The sequence below is a fragment of the Methylibium petroleiphilum PM1 genome (genome assembly GCF_000015725.1).
Taxonomy (GTDB): Bacteria; Pseudomonadota; Gammaproteobacteria; order Burkholderiales; family Burkholderiaceae_C; genus Methylibium; species Methylibium petroleiphilum.
Genome location: NC_008825.1, coordinates 1067364 through 1085453 on the forward strand (window position 1 = coordinate 1067364; position 18090 = coordinate 1085453).

Genomic DNA, 18090 nt, shown 5'->3' on the forward strand with positions numbered 1-18090 from the left:
CCCCTCAGGAGACAGAAAGATGGAGCAGAAGATCGAATTGAAGCAGTCCTACCTGACCAACGCCTGGTACGTGGCGGCGCTGTCCACCGAGGTGGGAGCGCAGGCGCTGTTCCACCGCAAGATCCTGGACACCTCGATCCTGATCTACCGCAAGCAGGACGGCACGGCGGTGGCGCTGCACGACCGCTGCCCGCACCGCTTCGCGCCGCTGCACCTGGGCAAGCGGATCGGCGACGAGGTGGCGTGCCTGTACCACGCGCTGCAGTTCGACTGCACGGGGCAGTGCACGAAGAACCCGCACGGCAACGGGCAGATCCCGAAGGCGGCGAAGGTGCGCAGCTTCCCGCTGGAGGAGCGCTACGGATTCCTGTGGATCTGGATGGGCGAGGACGCGCCGGACCTGGCACGGCTGCCGGACTTCGGCGAGCTCGACAAGGGCCCCGACACCGGCGTCGCCTTCACCTACATGCACATGAAGGCGAACTACGAGCTGATCATCGACAACGTGATGGACCTGAGCCACGTCGACCACGTGCACGGCGAGATCATCACCACGCGCGGGCAGCTGTCGCCGCAGATTCCGAAGCTGCGCGAGGGCACCGAGTCGGTCGCGGCGCGCTGGGAATGGCAGCAGACGCCGCCGCTGCTGATCCTGGCGGACTTCCTGCCCGAACCGAAGACGCAGGCCCGGCACTTCATCGAGGTGAGCTGGAGCCCGCCGGCCAACATCCAGCTCTCGGTCGGTGCGACGCAGAACGACGGCGCGCTCGACCTGGTCAACTGCATCGGCCAGTACGACCTGCACACCTGCACGCCGGAGACTGCGAACACCACGCACTACTTCTTCGCCACACGGCGCAACCACGTCGTCGACGACGCGGGCTACAACGCGGCCAAGATCCAGGCCATGCACACCGCCTTCGAGACCGAGGACGGCCCGATCATCCAGGCCATCCACAACGAGATGGACACCACCGACTTCTTCGGCCTGAATCCGGTGCTGATGACGAACGACGTCGCGCCGGTGAAGGTGCGACGCCTGCTGCAGCGGCTGATCGAGCAGGAGGCCGGCGCGCGCTGACGCCGGCCGCGGCCGTGGCTCAGTGCGTGCCCTGCCGCAGCCGCCAGCTGCCGGGCGGCAGGCCGAAGTGGCGCTTGAAGGCGCGGCTGAAGGCGGCCTCCGACTCGTAACCCACCCGGTCGGCAATGGTCTTCAGCGGCTGGTCGCCGGTCTTCAGCTGCTGGGCGGCGAGCTGCAGCCGCCAGTGCGCCAGGTACTGCATCGGCGGCTGGTCGAGGTAGTGACGGAAGCGCTCGGCCAGCACCGTGCGCGAGACGCCGACTGCGCGTGCCAGCCGCTCCACGCTCCAGTCCTGCAGCGGCGCATCGTGCAGCAGCTTCAGCGCCGAGCCGGTCACCGGGTCCCTGCACGCGGCGAACCAGCCGTTCTCGTCGTCCGACAGGCCCTGCATGTGCTTGCGCAGGATCTCCACGAACATCAGCTCGGTCAGCCGCGGCAGCATGCTGCGCGAGCCCGGCGTGGTCCGGCTGGCCTCGGCGGCGGTGTGGCGGATGGTGCTGCCCAGCCAGTGGTCGGCCGGCGTGGCGTCGGGGCTCACGTGCAGCAGGGTCGGCAGATGCCGCAGGATGGGGCGGAACAGCAGCTCGTCGCACTGCAGGAAGCCGCAGATGATGTGCGTGACGGCGCCGCCGCCGCCATGCTCCACCTGCGGCATGTCCTTCCAGGGCTGGCAGGGCAGCAGCTGGCCGACCTGCACCGGCGCGGTCTCCTCGAGGCCTTCGAGGCGGTGGCTGTCGCCGTAGGGCAGCAACACGGCATCGCCTTCGCGCAGCCACACCGGCTCGTGCCCAGGCAGCGCCAGCCGGCAACTGCCGGTCGCGATGACATGGAAGGGAATGATGTGCTCGGTGCGGAACGGCAGCACCCGCGCCAGCTGTGCCGACCCCGGCGTGAGCACCGCCCAGGGCTCGCGGAACGCGGCGCGGAACAGCACCATGCCGGCCAGATGCATGCTGCCGAGCAGGTCCGACAGCAGGTCGGACGCCTGCGGGGCCGGCGGCGTTTCGGGCAAGACGGGCGGCATTTCGGTCATGGCTTCCTCGGGGCGATCGACCTAAGCTGACGTCATCAAGGATGCAGCAAGGAGGCTGTCAATGGCAACGGAATCGAGAGATCTGGTGGTGGTGATCACGCATGGCATCGACCACGAGCTGTCCTCGGCAGGCATGGTCATCGCGCTCGGCGGCATGACGGCCGGCCTGAAGGTGTCGATCTTTCTCACCAGTTCGGGTGTCGACATCGTGCGGCGCGGTGCGTCGGACACGACCCACGTGAAGCCGCTCGAACCGCTGGCGGACATGCTGCGCGACTTCGTCGCGCGAGGCGGCACGCTGTGGGCCTGCACGCCGTGCGTGAAGAGCCGCGGCTATGCCCAGGAGCAGCTGATCGAAGGCGTGGTGATCGCCGGCTCCAGCGTGATGCACGAGCTGATCAAGCGCGGCGCGGCCACGCTGAGCTTCTGAGCCGATGTTGATGTGCGAGCAGCAGGAGGCCGCCGTGATGCTGATGTACCGGGAACTGAGCTGGTGGTACTGGGCCGTGACGGCGGCGCTGCTGATCGCGGGGCTGGCGGGGTGGGCCGGAGCCTTCCACGCCGCCACCGCGCTGAGTGCGCTGCAGGTCCTGCACTTCCGCTGGCGCGAGGGCCGCTTTGCGGCCTTTCCGGTGCAGGTGCGGCTGGCCTTCACGGGCCTGCTGCTGCTGGCCGCGTGGCCGCCGATGAAGGGGCTGTTCTGGGTGCCTGCCATCGGCACGACGGCCCAGGTGCTGTTCGGCTACTGCCTGCTGGCCCGCGGCCTGTCGCTGCTGCCCTGGAACCGGCGCGAGCCGTGGTCCTGGCGGCTGCTCCGGCGCACCCTCACGGCGGCGCCGGTGCGCGGCAGCATCCTGCAGGGGCTGCCGGCCGCTCGCTAGGGCTCAGGCCGGCGGCAGGATGCCGCGCGCCATGAAGCTGCGCAGCCAGTGGCAGAACATGTCTTCGCTGTCGCACACCTCGTGGAAGCCCGCCTGGCGCAGCTTGATCGCGCTGACGAAGGCGGGCGGCGGCGGTTCGGTCGCGCCGTGTGCGAAGCAGAAGTCCGCGTAGTGGTGCGATTCGCCGAGCAGCGCCGGCAGCGCCACCGGCCGCAGTCCGTGCTTCGCCACGATGCGGTCCCACACCGCGGCGTGCCCGGGCAGGAACTGCCCCAGCGCGCGGGGCCGGTCCGGGCCGGGCTCGACGCCCAGCGTCGCGGCCATCGCCGGCCACACGTTGCGCCACTCGAAGACATCGCCGTTGGTCACGTTGAAGTGCTGGCCGACCGCCTTCGGGCTGGAGGTGGCCCACACGAAGACATTGGCGAGCAGGCGCGCGTCGACCGCTTCCCACACATAGGACACGCCGCCCGGGAAGCCGAACGGCTCGCCGAGCTCGCGGCAGACGGCGGCGTAGGCACCGATCACCGGTGCGAGGTTCATCGCGACGCCGTAGGCCGCGCCGATGATGAGCTGCGGGCGCAGGATGGTGAAGTCGAAGTGCCGCGCCGCCGCCAGTTCCTTCAGGTAGTCCTCCTGCAGCCAGTAGAAGTTGGCGTGGGGATCGCGCGGCGCGCGCTCGCGCGCCGGGATCGGCATCGGGTGCAGGTGGATGCCGTAGGCCTTGGTGCCCTGCAGCAGGCTCACATGGCGCAGGCCGCTGCCCGCGCCGGTGAGCGGCGTCAGGCAGTTCTGCAGCATCGCCAGATTGGTCTCCATCTGGTCGCGTTCGCTCCAGCCCGCGATCAGACCGGGCTTCTCGAACAGCGCGGCGTAGACGACGTGGGTGATGCCGGTCAGTGCGCCGAGCGCGGCGCGGCTGGCCGCGGCATCGCGCAGGTCGACCGCGAGGTGGGTGTAGGGCCGCTCGTGCGTCAGCTCGGGCCGCCGCCGCGACAACGCCACCACCTCCCAGCCGCCGGCGAGGAAGGCGTCGACCGCGGCCGCACCGACCACGCCGCTGGCGCCGGCGATCAGAACCTTGTTGGGCATCTCATGTCTCCGCGTCTTGTCGTTCTCGAAGGGGCGCCGATCGCCCGAACTGGGCCCGCGTGGCGGTGCTGTTCAGGGGATCGATCCTGCGCGAATCGAACTACAGTGCAGTCACTTCGGCGACAAACCGACCGCACGATTGGGCGGACCCAGGAACCCGTCACCTGCGCCGAAAGAACCCGTCGCCTCGTGCTGCTCAGCGCGATGTGCGTTCGGTAGATGAGCCCGCGGCCCTGGTCCTCCAGTCTGCCTGCGGGCTTTTTCTTTGGCCGCGCCGCCGTGGGCGGCGCCGACCGGCTCAGGTCAGATCCGGGCCCACAGCGCCTCGGACACCTGCAGCGCGCGTTCACGCTCGGCGCCGCCGCCCAGCACCAGCCGGTGCGCACGTTCGAACAGCACGTTCTCGGCCAGCTCGCACAGCACCGGCATCATGCTGCGCGCCACCAGCCGCAGGTCGTCGGTCGCCAGCGCGCGCAGCGCGCCGCTCAGCTCGGCCGCGGCGGCGCGGTACTCCCCGGCGTGCATGCCCATCTGCTTGTTCTCGAGGACACGCATCAGGCACAGCGAGGTGCGCAGCGTCTCGTCCTGCAGGCCGGTGATCGTCAAGGCGGGAGGCAAGGCAGTTCCTTTCGGGAGCGTCACCATGAGCGGTGAGTCCGCTGACTTATCGGCTGGAGGGGCCGGGTCTTGAGGGCGATCACGGCCCGGCATCGGCTCACCGACGCTCCCGTCGATTGAACTCCGGCGCGCGAACGCCATCTGTCCGTGAACAACTCGTGCGGAAGGGCTCGACATGGGCGACAGCTGGCTGTGGATCCTGAGCGTCGCGCTCATCGTGGCGGGGCTGGCGGGGACGGTGCTGCCGGCGCTGCCCGGCACGTTGCTGGTGCTGGCCGGCATCCTGCTCGGCGCCTGGATCGACGACTTCGCGCGTGTCGGCTGGGGCAGCCTCGCCGCCGTCGGCGTGCTGGCGGTGGTGGCCTGGGCGGCGGACTTCGTGGCCGGGCTGCTGGGCGCGCGCCGCGCTGGCGCCAGCCGGGAAGCGATCCTCGGTGCGGCGCTCGGCACCGTGGCCGGCATCTTCATGGGCCTGGTCGGCGTGCTCTTCATGCCGCTGGTCGGCGCGGCCGTCGGCGAGTACGTGGCGCGTCGCGACGAGCAGCGCGCGGTGCGGGTGGGCTTCGCCACCTGGCTGGGCGTCATGGCGGGGCTGGTCGCCAAGATCGCGATCTCGTTCATGATGATCGGCATCTTCGTGGTGGCCTTGCTGGTCTGACGTCCGTCTGCGGCACCCTTTGGCGCAGAGCACTGCGCCTGGGGAGGGCGTTGTCAGGACCGTGTCATCCGATGCCCCGAAGGTCGCTGCATGCCGCGGTGCACGCCCGGCGCTCCGATCGGCGCAGACTGGACCTCATGGACAAGCACTTCCTCACCCCGCTCTTTTCGCCCGAATCCATCATCGTGCTGGCCGGGGCGCCCGACGACCCGACCGGCCAGACGCCCCAGGCCCGGGTGCTGCACCAGGCCCTGCGGGCACAGCCCTATGCCGGCGCGCTGCAGTTCCTGGACATCCATGCGACCGGCACGCTGGCCGAGCTGGCGCAGACCCGGGCCGACCTGGCCGTCATCGCGCTGCCGCCCCAGCAGGTGGCCTCCGCACTGGAGGTCGCAGGAAGGCTCGCCTGTCGCTCGGCGCTGGTGGTGTCCAGCGGCATCGGCGCCGAGGCCGCGGCGACCCTGAAGAAGATCGCACAGCGCGAGGGCATCCATCTGCTGGGACCCAACGGGCTGGGGTTCCAGCGTCCTGCGCTGCAGCTCAACGCCAGCGCGGCAGGGCCGCTGGCCAAGCCCGGTTCACTGGCGCTGGTGTCGCAGTCGGGGGCGCTCACCACCTCGGTGCTCGACTGGGCCAGCACCAACGCGGTGGGCTTCTCCAGCGTCGTGTCCCTGGGCCCGAACACCTCGGTGGACATCGCTCAGGTGCTGGACTACCTGGCCAACGACGCGCAGACGCACAGCATCGTTGTCTACGTCGAGGGCATCTCGAGCGCGCGCCATTTCATGAGCGCGCTGCGCTCGGCCGCCAAGGCCAAGCCGGTGGTGGTGCTGAAGGCCGGTCGCAAGCCGGCCGGCAACGAGGCCGCGCAGACCCACAGCGGCGCCATCGTCGGCAGCGACGACGTGTTCGACGCCGCGCTGCGCCGTGCCGGCGCGGTGCGGGTGCGCTCCTTCGTCGAGCTGTTCTCGGCCGCGAAATGCCTGGCCTCGCGCTACCGCCCGGTGGGTCGGCGCCTCGCGATCGTGACCAACGGCGGCGGGCCCGGCGTGCTGGCGGCGGACTGGGTCAACGAGCTGTACCTGCACCTGGGCCGGCTGTCGGCCGAGTCGGCCGCTGCACTGGCGCCGCAGCTGCCGCCGCTGGCCTCGCTGTCGGACCTGATCGATCTGTCGGAAGACGCCGGCCCCGAGCACTACCGCGCCGCCATCGATGCTGCCGGCAACGACACGCAGATCGACGGCGTGCTGACCGTCTACTCGCCCAAGGTCGGCGTCGATGCGGCGGACATCGCGGGCGCGCTGGTGGAGGTCAAGCACACGATGGGCAAGCCGTTGCTGTCATGCTGGATGGGCGATGCGTCGGTCGGCGCGGCGCGCGAGCTTCTGAACGAGGCAGGCATCCCCGGCTTCCGCACGCCGGAGGCGGCGGTCGGGGCCTTCGGCAACATCGCCTCGTTCTACCAGAACCAGCTGCTGCTGCAGCAGACGCCTTCGCCGCTGTCCACGCTGGCCAAGCCCGACATCGAGGCGGCGCGGCTGGTGATCGAGAGCGTGCTGGCCGAGCGCCGCAAGGTGCTGACGGAGATGGAGTCGAAGACGCTGCTGTCGTCGTTCCACATCCCGGTCACCAACACCATCCTCGCGCGCAGCGCCAACGAGGCGATGATGATCGCCACCCAGCTGGGCTTCCCGGTCGCGCTGAAGATCGATTCGTCCGACATCAGCCACAAGTCCGACGTGGAGGGTGTGGCGCTCAACATCATGAACGGCGCGAGCGCGCGCGACACCTATACCGACATGGTGGAGCGGGTGGCGCGGCTGCAACCGGGCGCCCGGATCAACGGCGTGACGGTGCAGAAGATGGCGCGTGCCCGGCGCGGCCGTGAGATCTACATCGGCCTGGTGACCGACGACCCGTTCGGTCCGGTCATCGTGTTCGGCGCCGGCGGCACGATGATCGAGCTGATCAACGACCGCGCGATGGAGCTGCCGCCGCTGAACCGTTTCCTGGCGCGCCGGCTGATCGAGCGCTCGCGCGTCGCCGAGACCCTGGGCGAATGGCGCGGCGCCAGCGCGGTGAACCTCGACGCGCTGGAGCAGGTGCTGCTGCGCGTGTCGGAGATGGTGTGCGAGCTGCCGCAGCTGCGCGAGATGGACATCAACCCCATCATCGTCGACGAATCCGGCGCGGTGGCGGTGGATGCGCGCATCGTCATCGACAGCGCGCCGCAGGCGGCGGGTGGCCGCACCAACCCGTACTCGCACCTCTCCATCCTGCCTTATCCGACACGCTACGAGCAGGTCTGGCCGCTGCGCGGCGGCGGCGAGTACACGGTGCGCCCGATCCGGCCGAACGACGCGCGGATGCTGCAGGACCTGGTGCTGCACCTGTCGCCCGAGAGCCGCTACTTCCGCTTCGTGTCCTCGCTGACCGAGCTGTCGCCTTCGATGCTGGCGCGCTTCACGCTGATCGACTACGACCGCGAGATGGCGCTGGTGGCGGTGGTCAAGGAGCGCAACGCGGGGGCGGACGGCGAGATGGCCGAGACCGAGCGCATCGTCGGCGTGTCGCGCTACATCACCAACCCCGATCACTCGACCTGCGAGTTCTCGCTGGTGGTGGCCGACGACTTCAACGGCCGCGGCATCGGCTCGCGCCTGATGGAAAGCATCATGGACGTGGCGCGCGAGAAGGGCCTGAGCGAGATCGACGGGCTGGTGCTCGCCAACAACGCCGACATGCTCAAGCTCATGCGCTCGCTGGGCTTCGCGGTCAAGCGCTTCGCCGACGACCCGGACTTCATGCTGGTGACCCACACGCTGTAGATCGGCCCGGCTCCGCTACATCAGGCGGTGCGGCGCCGGAACTTCCGGTGACGCACCTGCGTCCACCTCACAATGGTGTGGCGCGTGCCGCACGGATCGCAGGAGGTGGGCAGCATGATGAACAACAGGCTGATCTACGGCGTGGCCGGGCTGGCGTTCGCGATCGCCGTCGGCACCTTGCTGTACTGGCGCCAGCGCACGCCGGAGCCACCCCAGGCCGTGCCGACGTCGCCGGTCGCCGAGGTGGCGCCGCCGCCTGCGGCGGCCTCGGTGCCGGCCGAGCCCGCCATCCGGCACCCGATCGATGCGCAGGGCAGCGATGCGGCGGCCGGCGCGTCGGCCCCGGCGACGCCGGAGCGCGCCGACGCCGCGATCCGCTCGGCGCTCGTCGAACTGCTCGGGCAGCCGGCGGTACTCAAGTTCCTGCAGGTCGACGGCTTCGCGCGCCGCGTCGTCGCGACCGTGGACAACCTGGCCCGGCCGCATGCGGCGCCGCGGCTGTGGCCCGTCAACCCGAGCGCGGGGCGCTTCACGGTCGAGCCCGGCGCGGGCGGCGGCAGCGTGATCGCTGCGGCCAACGGCGCGCGCTATGCGGCCTTCACGGCCTTCGTCGAGTCGGTGGACACCGCTCGCGCGGTCGCGCTGTACGTGCGGCTGTATTCGCTGTTCCAGCAGGCCTACCAGGAACTGGGCTATCCGCGCGGCTACTTCAACGACCGGCTGGTCGACGTCATCGACCACCTGCTGCAGACGCCGGAGCCGGCGGGCCCGCTGGCGGTCGTGCTGACCGAGGTGAAGGGGCCCGTCCAGCCCGCGCGCCCGTGGGTGCGCTACGAGTTCGCCGACCCGGCGTTGGAGGCGCGGTCGGCGGGGCAGAAGATGCTGCTGCGCCTGGCACCGCAGCAGCGGCAGAGCCTGAAGGCGAAGCTGGCGGAGATTCGCGCGCAGATCACGCAGGCGCCGGGGATGCGATGAGCTTGTGTGGCGTTTGAGGTTGCTGGGCTGAGCGGGAGCCGTGCCGGGCCGCTGTGTTGCGTTCATGTCCCCCGAGCCCGCCCTCCGGCCGGGCTCTCCTCCTCTACTTCACTCCACACAGCGGCCCGTCACGGCGCTTCGATACACCGCGGTGTGCCGGGGTTGTAAAGCCTTCGCGTGTCGCGGTGGTGCGTGCGACCAGGGCGTCGGGTGAATGGCGAAGTGAGGTAGAGGAGGAGGGGTCGGCCGGGAGGCCGACGCCGGGGGACACGAACGGAGCCGTTCACCCGATGGCCTGGTCAGCAGCGCGCGGGCCAGGCTCAGCGCATCGCCGCCGCCTCTTCACCGTTGGCGAGATGCCGGCGCATCAGTTGTTGAGCCTGCTCGGCATCGCCCGCGCGCAGCGCGGCCATCAGTTGGCGGTGTTCGTTCAACGACGCCTCCAGCCGGCCCTGCTTGAACAGCGAGTGGTGGCGGTTGAGCTTCATCACCTTGCGCAGGTCGGCGACCATCTGCACGCGCCAGCGGTTGTCGGCCAGTTCGAGCAGGCGAAGGTGGAAGCGCTCGTTGGCGGCGAAGAAGCGGTCGCGGTCACCGAGGTTGCGTTCGAGCTGTTCGTGCAGGGTCTCCAGTTCGGCCAGCTGCTCGGGCGTGAGCCGGCTGGCGGCGGCGGCGGCGGCATCGCTCTCCAGCAGCGCGAGCAGGTGGAACACCTCGGTCAGGTCGCGCGCCGACACCTCGGTGACGTAGGCGCCGCGGCGCAGCTTCATCGTCACCAGGCCCTCCGCGGCCAGCACCTTCAGCGCCTCGCGAAGGGGCGTGCGGCTGATGCCGTACTCGACCGCCAGCGCCTTCTCGTCGATCCAGCTGCCCGGCGCGAGCCGGTGCGACAGGATGCGCGCGCGCAGCGCCTCGGCCACCTGCTCGTACAGCGCGCGGTCGGGCAGCGCGCCGGCCGCGGAGTCGGCAGGCGTGCGGTCGAGGGCGGTGCTGGCGAGCGTGAGGGTGGGTTCGGACATGGGTCCCGGCGGCAGTCGTCTTGGTGCAGCGCACACAAGACGTGTTTGTAATTCAGTTTTGAATTATGATCGCGCCTCAGTTCGCCGTCCAGCCCGGATTTCCGGAGTCTGGCGTGCGCCACGTGGCCTCGTGTCATGCCGCGGCGCCTCGCACACCGTTCACCGCAGGAAAGATTCGCCATGTCCGATCGCCCCGTACTTTCGCCCGAGGCCCTGGCGGCCTGGCACAAGGCCGCCGCGAAGTCGGCCCCCGGCGGCGACGTGTCGGCGCTGAACTGGGTCACGCCCGAAGGCATCACTGTGAAGCCGCTGTACACCGCGGCCGATCTGCAGGGTCTGCCGCACACCGACACGCTGCCCGGGTTCGCGCCCTATCTGCGCGGTCCGCAGGCCACGATGTACGCGGTGCGGCCGTGGACCATCCGCCAGTACGCCGGCTTCTCCACCGCCGAGGAATCGAACGCCTTCTACCGCAAGGCGCTGGCCGCCGGCGGGCAGGGCGTGAGCGTGGCCTTCGACCTGGCCACCCACCGCGGCTACGACAGCGACCACCCGCGCGTGACCGGCGACGTCGGCAAGGCCGGCGTGGCGATCGACAGCGTGGAGGACATGAAGATCCTGTTCGACGGCATCCCGCTCGACAAGGTGTCGGTGTCGATGACCATGAACGGCGCGGTGCTGCCGGTGCTGGCCGGCTACATCGTCGCGGCCGAGGAGCAGGGCGTGCGCCAGGACCAGCTGAGCGGGACCATCCAGAACGACATCCTCAAGGAGTTCATGGTCCGCAACACCTACATCTTCCCGCCCGAGCCGAGCATGCGGGCCATCGGCGACATCATCGAGTACACGGCACAGAACATGCCGAAGTTCAACTCGATCTCGATCTCCGGCTACCACATGCAGGAGGCCGGTGCGAACCAGGCGCTGGAGCTGGCCTTCACGCTGGCCGACGGCAAGGAGTACGTGCGCACCGCGCTCGCCAAGGGCCTGAACGTCGACGAGTTCGCCGGCCGCCTGAGCTTCTTCTGGGCGATCGGCATGAACTTCTATCTCGAGATCGCCAAGATGCGCGCCGCGCGCATGCTGTGGTGGAAGATCATGCAGGAGTTCGAGCCCAAGAACCCGAAGAGCCTGATGCTGCGCACCCACTCGCAGACCTCGGGCTGGAGCCTGACCGAGCAGGACCCCTACAACAACGTGGTGCGCACCACCATCGAGGCGATGGCGGCGGTGTTCGGCGGCACGCAGTCGCTGCACACCAATGCGCTCGACGAGGCGATCGCGCTGCCCACCGAGTTCAGCTCGCGCATTGCGCGCAACACCCAGCTCATCATCCAGGAAGAGACGCACATCACCAACGTGGTCGACCCCTGGGCCGGCAGCTACATGATGGAGAAGCTCACCCAGGACATGGCCGATGCCGCCTGGGCCATCATCGAGGAGGTCGAGGCGATGGGGGGCATGACCAAGGCCGTGGACTCCGGCTGGGCCAAGCTCAAGATCGAGGCCAGCGCGGCCGAGAAGCAGGCCCGCATCGACTCCGGCAAGGACGTGATCGTCGGCGTCAACAAGTACAAGCTCGACAAGGAAGACGTGGTCGACTTCCTCGACATCGACAACGTGAAGGTGCGCGACAGCCAGATCGAGCGGCTCAAGGCGATCCGTGCGCGCCGCGACGCACCTGCGGTGCAGGCGGCGCTGGACGCGCTGACACAATGCGCCGAATCCGGCCAGGGCAACCTGCTCGACCTGAGCGTGAAGGCGATCCGCCTGCGCGCCACGGTCGGCGAGGTGTCCTCGGCGCTCGAGAAGGTCTGGGGGCGCCACCGCGCCGATACGCAGAAGGTGACCGGCGTGTACGCAGCTGCCTACGACTCGGCCGAAGGCTGGGAACAACTCAAGACCGAGATCGCGGCCTTCGCCGACGACCACGGCCGCCGGCCGCGCGTGATGATCGCCAAGCTCGGCCAGGACGGCCACGACCGGGGCGCCAAGGTGGTGGCCACCGCCTTCGCCGACCTCGGCTACGACGTCGACATGGGGCCGCTGTTCCAGACGCCCGACGAATGCGCGCGCCAGGCGATCGAGAACGACGTGCACGCGATCGGCGTGTCCACGCTGGCCGCCGGCCACAAGACGCTGGTGCCGGCCATCGTGGCCGAACTGAGGAAGCAGGGCGCCGACGACATCATCGTGTTCGTCGGTGGCGTGATCCCGCGTCAGGACTACGACTTCCTCTACGAGGCCGGCGTCAAGGGCATCTACGGTCCCGGTACGCCGATCCCGGCCTCGGCGAAGGACGTGCTCGAGCAGATCAAGAAGGCCATCGCCGCGCCCTGATCCGATGGCTGCCGCCTCCGACCAGACGCTGATCGACGGCGTGCTCGGCCCGGCCGGGCCGGTGCAGCGCCGCGCCATCGCCAAGACCATCACGCTGCTCGAGTCCACGCGCGAGGAGCATCGCGCACGCGCCGACGAGCTGATCAACACCCTGCTGCCGCACAGCGGACGCTCGCTGCGGCTGGGCATCTCGGGCGTGCCGGGGGTCGGCAAGTCCACCTTTATCGAGAGCCTGGGGCTGTTCCTGGTGGAGCGCGGGCACCGCGTCGCGGTGCTGGCTGTGGACCCGTCGTCCAGCGTCTCGGGCGGCTCCATCCTGGGCGACAAGACGCGCATGGAGCGGCTGTCGGTCGACGAGCGCGCCTACATCCGCCCCAGCCCGGCCTCGGGCACGCTGGGTGGCGTGGCCGAGAAGACGCGCGAGTCGATGCTGGTGGCCGAGGCGGCGGGCTACGACGTGGTGATCGTCGAGACCGTCGGCGTCGGCCAGAGCGAGATCGCGGTGGCCGGCATGACCGACATGTTCGTGCTGCTGCAGTTGCCCAACGCCGGCGACGACCTGCAGGCCATCAAGAAGGGCGTGATGGAGCTGGCCGATCTGGTGGTGATCAACAAGGCCGACCTCGACGAGGCCGCCGCCACGCGGGCGCGTGCGCAGATCACCTCGGCGCTGCGGCTGCTGGGGCAGCACGGCAACCCGATGACGGCCCACCACGATGCCCAGCTGTGGCATCCGCAGGTGCTGCAGCTCAGCGCGCTGAAGGGCGTGGGTCTGGCGGAGTTCTGGGTCGCCGTGGAGCGCTTTCGCGAACTGCAGACGCAGAGCGGCCGGCTCGCGTCGCGCCGCCACCAGCAGGACCAGGCCTGGATGTGGGAGCGCATCGAGGCCGGCCTGAAGGCGCGCTTTCGCGGCCACCCCGCCGTGCGCGAGGCGCTCTCCGCCACCAGCGCCGACGTGCGCGCCGGTCGGCTGGCGGCCTCGGTCGCGGCACGCCGCCTGCTCGACCTCGCCGACTGATTCACGCACCGACTTCTGCCCCGTTCCGTCCCACCCGACACATCCATCCAGGCCGAGAGGACCATCCCCATGCACGACATCATCGAAGAGCTCAAGCGGCGACGCGAGCGGGCCCGCCTGGGCGGCGGCGAGAAGCGCATCGAGGCGCAGCACGGCAAGGGCAAGCTCACCGCGCGCGAGCGGCTGGAGCTGTTGCTCGACGCCGGCACCTTCGAGGAATGGGACATGTTCGTCGAGCACCGCTGCGCCGACTTCGGCATGGCCGATAACAAGATCCCCGGCGACGGCGTGGTGACCGGCTACGGCATGATCAACGGCCGCCTGGTGTTCGTCTTCAGCCAGGACTTCACCGTGTTCGGCGGCGCGCTCAGCGAGGCCCACGCTGAGAAAATCTGCAAGGTGATGGACCAGGCGATGAAGGTCGGTGCGCCGGTCATCGGCTTGAACGACTCCGGCGGCGCGCGCATCCAGGAAGGCGTGGCCTCGCTGGGCGGCTATGCCGAGGTGTTCCAGCGCAACGTGATGGCCTCGGGCGTGGTGCCGCAGATCAGCCTGATCATGGGCCCGTCGGCTGGTGGCGCCGTCTACTCGCCGGCCATGACCGACTTCATCTTCATGGTGAAGGACAGCAGCTACATGTTCGTCACCGGGCCCGAAGTGGTGAAGACGGTGACGCACGAGGAAGTGACGGCCGAGGAGCTGGGTGGCGCGATCACGCACACCACCAAGAGCGGTGTCGCCGACATGGCGTTCGAGAACGACGTCGAGGCCATCCTGATGCTGCGACGCTTCTACAACTACCTGCCGCTGAACAACCGCGAGAAGGCGCCGGTGCGCCTGGGCGGCGACCCGGCCGAGCGGCTGGACTATTCGCTCGACACGCTGGTGCCTGACAACGCCAACAAGCCCTACGACATGAGGGAGCTGATCCTGAAGGTGGCCGACGACGGCGACTTCTTCGAACTCCAGCCCGAGTACGCGAAGAACATCCTGATCGGCTTCGCGCGCATGGAGGGGCAGACGGTCGGCATCGTCGCCAACCAGCCGCTGGTGCTGGCCGGCTGCCTGGACATCAAGAGCAGCATCAAGGCGGCGCGCTTCGTGCGCTTCTGCGACGCCTTCAACATCCCGGTGGTCACCTTCGTCGACGTGCCGGGCTTCATGCCGGGCACCAGCCAGGAGTACGGCGGCATCATCAAGCACGGCGCGAAGCTGCTCTACGCCTATGCCGAATGCACCGTGCCCAAGGTGACGGTGATCACCCGCAAGGCCTACGGCGGCGCCTACGACGTGATGGCCTCCAAGCACCTGCGCGGCGACGTGAACTTCGCCTGGCCCAACGCCGAGATCGCGGTGATGGGCGCGAAGGGCGCGGTGGAGATCATCTTCCGCGAGGACAAGGGCGACCCGGCCAAGCTGGCCGCGCGCGAGGCCGAGTACAAGCAGCGCTTCGCCAACCCCTTCGTGGCCGGTGCGCGCGGCTACATCGACGACGTGATCCAGCCGCACGAGACGCGCAAGCGCATCTGCCGTTCGCTGGTGATGCTGCGCGACAAGAAGCTCGAGAACCCGTGGCGCAAGCACGGCAACATTCCTCTTTGACGCGGCGAGGGAACGAGACATGTTCACCAAGATTCTTATTGCCAACCGCGGGGACAACGGCCGACAGGCCGTTGCGGCGCAGCCAGATTGCCTGGTGCGCGGAGCGCACGCAGGCGAGTTCACCGCGGGAGCCAGGCATGTTCACTAAGATCCTCATCGCCAACCGCGGGGAAATCGCCTGCCGCGTGATCAAGACCGCGAAGAAGCTCGGCATCGCGACGGTCGCGGTCTATTCCGAGGCCGACCGCGACGCGCGCCACGTGGAGCTCGCCGACGAGTCGGTGCTGCTCGGGCCGGCGCCGAGCCGCGAGTCCTATCTGGTGGCCGACAAGATCATCGCGGCGGCCAAGCAGACCGGCGCGCAGGCCATCCACCCCGGCTATGGCTTCCTGTCGGAGAACGAGGACTTCGCGCGCCGCGTCGAGGAGGAGGGCCTGGTCTTCATCGGGCCCAAGCACTACAGCATCGCGGCGATGGGCGACAAGATCGCCTCGAAGAAGCTCGCCAACGAGGCCAAGGTCAACACCATCCCGGGCTGGAACGACGCGATCGATTCCGCCGAGCGCGCCGTGGAGATCGCCCAGGGCATCGGCTACCCGGTGATGATCAAGGCCAGCGCCGGCGGCGGCGGCAAGGGCCTGCGCGTGGCGTTCAACGACAAGGAGGCCTTCGACGGCTTCAGTTCCTGCCGCAACGAGGCGAAGAACAGCTTCGGCGACGACCGCGTCTTCATCGAGAAGTTCGTCGAGCAGCCGCGCCACATCGAGATCCAGGTCCTCGGCGACTCGTTCGGCAACGTGGTCTACCTGCACGAGCGCGAGTGCTCGATCCAGCGCCGCCACCAGAAGGTGATCGAGGAGGCGCCGTCGCCGTTCATCAGCGACGTCACGCGCAAGGCGATGGGCGAGCAGGCCGTGGCGCTGGCCAAGGCCGTGAAGTACCAGAGCGCCGGCACGGTGGAGTTCGTGGTCGGCAAGGACCAGAGCTTCTACTTCCTCGAGATGAACACGCGGCTGCAGGTCGAGCATCCGGTCACCGAGTGCATCACCGGCGTGGACCTGGTCGAGCTGATGATCCGGGTGGCCGCCGGCGAGAAGCTGCCGTTCGCGCAGTCCGACATCCGGCGCACCGGCTGGGCGATGGAGTGCCGCATCAACGCTGAGGATCCGTACCGCAACTTCCTGCCGTCGACCGGCCGCCTGGTGCGCTACCAGCCGCCGGTGCAGACGATGGAAGCCGCGCTGCCGATGCCCTGGGACGGCGGCGTGCGCGTCGACACCGGCGTCTACGAGGGCGGCGAGATCCCGATGTACTACGACTCGATGATCGCCAAGCTCATCGTGCACGGGACGGACCGGCTCGACGCGATCGCCAAGATGCGCGAGGCGCTCAACGCCTTCGTGATCCGCGGCATCAGCAGCAACATCCCGTTCCAGGCGGCGCTGCTGGCGCACCCCGATTTCGTCTCGGGCGACTTCAACACCGGCTTCATCGCCGAGCACTTCCCCAAGGGCTTCAAGGCCTCGGACGTGGTGCACGAGGACCCGGACTTCGTCGTCGCGCTGGCCGCAGCGGTGAACCGCAAGTTCCTGGCGCGCTCGGCGGCCATCACCGGGCAGCTGCCCGGGCACGGCCTGCGCATCGGCGACGACTACGTGGTCGTGCTGCGCGGCGAGCAGGGGGCCTCCACCCACCGGCCGGTGCAGGTGCACGTCAACGGGTCGGTGGTGGTCACGCTGGGCGACAAGCGCTACGAATTCCAGAGCGACTGGCGCTACGGCGAGGTGCGCATCGGCGGCTCCTGCAACGGCCGTCCCTTCACGGCGCAGGTCGAGCGGCGCGGCCTGGACCTGCGCGTCAACCACAACGGCCTGTGCATCGACGCGCTGGTGCTGTCGCCGAGTGCGGCCGAGTTGCAGAAGCTGATGCCGTACAAGGCGCCGCCCGATACCAGCAAGTTCCTGCTCGCGCCGATGCCCGGGCTGCTGGCCGACGTGGTGGTGAAGCCGGGGCAGGCCGTGGTGGCCGGCGAGAAGCTGGCCGTGGTGGAGGCGATGAAGATGGAGAACATCCTGATCGCCGCTCAGGACGGCACGGTGGCCGAGGTGCTGGCCGGCAAGGGCGAGAGCCTGTCGGTCGACCAGCCGATCATCCGCTTTGCATGAGGAGGCGACCGCGATGAGCAGCAAACCCTTCCGCATCCTCGGCCTGCAGCAGATCGCCATCGGCGGGCCGGACAAGCAGCGCCTGCGTGCGCTGTGGGTCGACATGCTGGGGCTGTCGGTCACCGGGCACTTCGTCTCCGAGCGCGAGAACGTCGATGAGGACATCTGCGCGATGGGCCGGGGCGCCCATGCGGTGGAGGTCGACCTGATGCAGCCGGTCGATCCCGACAAGAAGCCGGCCGTGCACACCACGCCGCTGAACCACGTGGGCCTGTGGGTCGACGACCTGCCGAAGGCGGTGCAGTGGATGAGCGAGAACGGGGTGCGCTTCGCGCCCGGCGGCATCCGCAAGGGCGCGGCCGGTCACGACATCTGTTTCATCCACCCCAAGGGCAACGACGAGTTCCCGGTCGGTGGCGAGGGCGTGCTGATCGAGCTGGTGCAGGCGCCGCCGGACGTGGTGGCCGCGCTGAGCTGAGGTTTTGGCTCCGGTATCCGTGATGACCCGGGGGCCGGCGGTGCAACTTGTTAGACTCATGTCACTTGGAGGGTGTTGTCGGAGCCGTGCCACCGGCCGCATCCCCGAGCGGGCAGTACAGGTCGGGGAGGCAGGCGAGCGGAGGACGCGCCGACCCCTGACCGCTGCGGCGGCCGTCCTGGTGCAGCGCGTGGCGCGCCGGGTGGCGAGGCGGACGTCGGCACGGCAGCAACTAGACAACAAGAGCTTGCAGTGATCTCAGGCAACTACCCCGACAGTGTCGAGCGGAGCAGCGAACTTCT

The 18090-nt window shown here is 69.2% G+C and carries 15 protein-coding genes; 11 read left to right on the plus strand and 4 right to left on the minus strand.

Annotated features, from left to right (window positions below):
- The first annotated feature begins 19 nt into the window (after positions 1–19).
- On the plus strand, positions 20–1081 hold the full coding sequence (locus tag MPE_RS05015; protein WP_011828604.1) for a Rieske 2Fe-2S domain-containing protein: 1062 nt from the start codon (positions 20–22) through the stop codon (positions 1079–1081).
- A 19-nt stretch (positions 1082–1100) separates the two neighbouring features.
- Here the strand turns inward: MPE_RS05015 and MPE_RS05020 are convergent, their stop codons facing one another.
- Entirely contained in the window at positions 1101–2114 is a 1014-nt protein-coding gene (locus MPE_RS05020) for an AraC family transcriptional regulator (protein ID WP_011828605.1), read from the minus strand.
- Between the two features lie 61 nt (positions 2115–2175).
- On the opposite strand from MPE_RS05020, the gene MPE_RS05025 reads away from it, so the two are divergent.
- The gene (locus MPE_RS05025) at positions 2176–2544 is read left to right on the plus strand and encodes a DsrE family protein (RefSeq protein ID WP_011828606.1); all 369 of its coding nucleotides are present in this window, start codon (positions 2176–2178) and stop codon (positions 2542–2544) included.
- Between the two features lie 10 nt (positions 2545–2554).
- On the plus strand, positions 2555–2995 hold the full coding sequence (locus MPE_RS05030) for a hypothetical protein (RefSeq protein ID WP_202796707.1): 441 nt from the start codon (positions 2555–2557) through the stop codon (positions 2993–2995).
- 3 nt (positions 2996–2998) lie between these two features.
- Here the strand turns inward: MPE_RS05030 and MPE_RS05035 are convergent, their stop codons facing one another.
- Both MPE_RS05035 and MPE_RS05040 read right to left on the minus strand, forming a co-directional pair.
- On the minus strand, positions 2999–4087 hold the full coding sequence (locus MPE_RS05035; RefSeq protein ID WP_011828608.1) for an SDR family oxidoreductase: 1089 nt from the start codon (positions 4085–4087) through the stop codon (positions 2999–3001).
- A 303-nt stretch (positions 4088–4390) separates the two neighbouring features.
- On the minus strand, positions 4391–4705 hold the full coding sequence (locus tag MPE_RS05040) for a hypothetical protein (RefSeq protein WP_148210892.1): 315 nt from the start codon (positions 4703–4705) through the stop codon (positions 4391–4393).
- Positions 4706–4880: 175 nt separating this feature from the next.
- On the opposite strand from MPE_RS05040, the gene MPE_RS05045 reads away from it, so the two are divergent.
- The 3 genes from MPE_RS05045 to MPE_RS05055 all read left to right on the plus strand — a co-directional run bounded on the left by MPE_RS05045 (position 4881) and on the right by MPE_RS05055 (position 9166).
- A complete protein-coding gene (locus tag MPE_RS05045; protein ID WP_011828610.1) occupies positions 4881–5363 on the plus strand; it encodes a DUF456 domain-containing protein in 483 nt (160 codons plus the stop codon).
- Between the two features lie 137 nt (positions 5364–5500).
- Positions 5501–8191, plus strand: a complete 2691-nt coding sequence (locus tag MPE_RS05050) for a bifunctional acetate--CoA ligase family protein/GNAT family N-acetyltransferase (RefSeq protein WP_041929541.1) — start codon at positions 5501–5503, stop codon at positions 8189–8191.
- A gap of 114 nt (positions 8192–8305) precedes the next feature.
- Positions 8306–9166, plus strand: coding sequence for a DUF3014 domain-containing protein (locus tag MPE_RS05055; protein WP_011828612.1), 861 nt, complete (start codon positions 8306–8308; stop codon positions 9164–9166).
- Between the two features lie 320 nt (positions 9167–9486).
- On the opposite strand, the gene MPE_RS05060 is transcribed toward MPE_RS05055, so the two are convergent.
- Entirely contained in the window at positions 9487–10185 is a 699-nt protein-coding gene (locus MPE_RS05060; protein WP_011828613.1) for a GntR family transcriptional regulator, read from the minus strand.
- A gap of 180 nt (positions 10186–10365) precedes the next feature.
- On the opposite strand from MPE_RS05060, the gene scpA reads away from it, so the two are divergent.
- The 5 genes from scpA to MPE_RS05085 all read left to right on the plus strand — a co-directional run bounded on the left by scpA (position 10366) and on the right by MPE_RS05085 (position 17788).
- A complete protein-coding gene (gene scpA, locus MPE_RS05065; protein ID WP_011828614.1) occupies positions 10366–12525 on the plus strand; it encodes a methylmalonyl-CoA mutase in 2160 nt (719 codons plus the stop codon).
- Between the two features lie 4 nt (positions 12526–12529).
- Positions 12530–13543: a methylmalonyl Co-A mutase-associated GTPase MeaB gene (meaB, locus tag MPE_RS05070; RefSeq protein WP_011828615.1), complete on the plus strand. Its 1014-nt coding sequence runs from the start codon at positions 12530–12532 to the stop codon at positions 13541–13543.
- A gap of 69 nt (positions 13544–13612) precedes the next feature.
- A complete protein-coding gene (locus MPE_RS05075) occupies positions 13613–15145 on the plus strand; it encodes an acyl-CoA carboxylase subunit beta (RefSeq protein ID WP_011828616.1) in 1533 nt (510 codons plus the stop codon).
- 137 nt (positions 15146–15282) lie between these two features.
- Positions 15283–17310 carry an acetyl-CoA carboxylase biotin carboxylase subunit gene (locus MPE_RS05080; protein ID WP_011828617.1) on the plus strand — a complete coding sequence of 676 codons (2028 nt, stop codon included), beginning with the start codon at positions 15283–15285 and terminating at the stop codon, positions 17308–17310.
- Between the two features lie 13 nt (positions 17311–17323).
- Positions 17324–17788: a VOC family protein gene (locus tag MPE_RS05085; protein WP_011828618.1), complete on the plus strand. Its 465-nt coding sequence runs from the start codon at positions 17324–17326 to the stop codon at positions 17786–17788.
- The last annotated feature ends 302 nt before the right edge of the window (positions 17789–18090 follow it).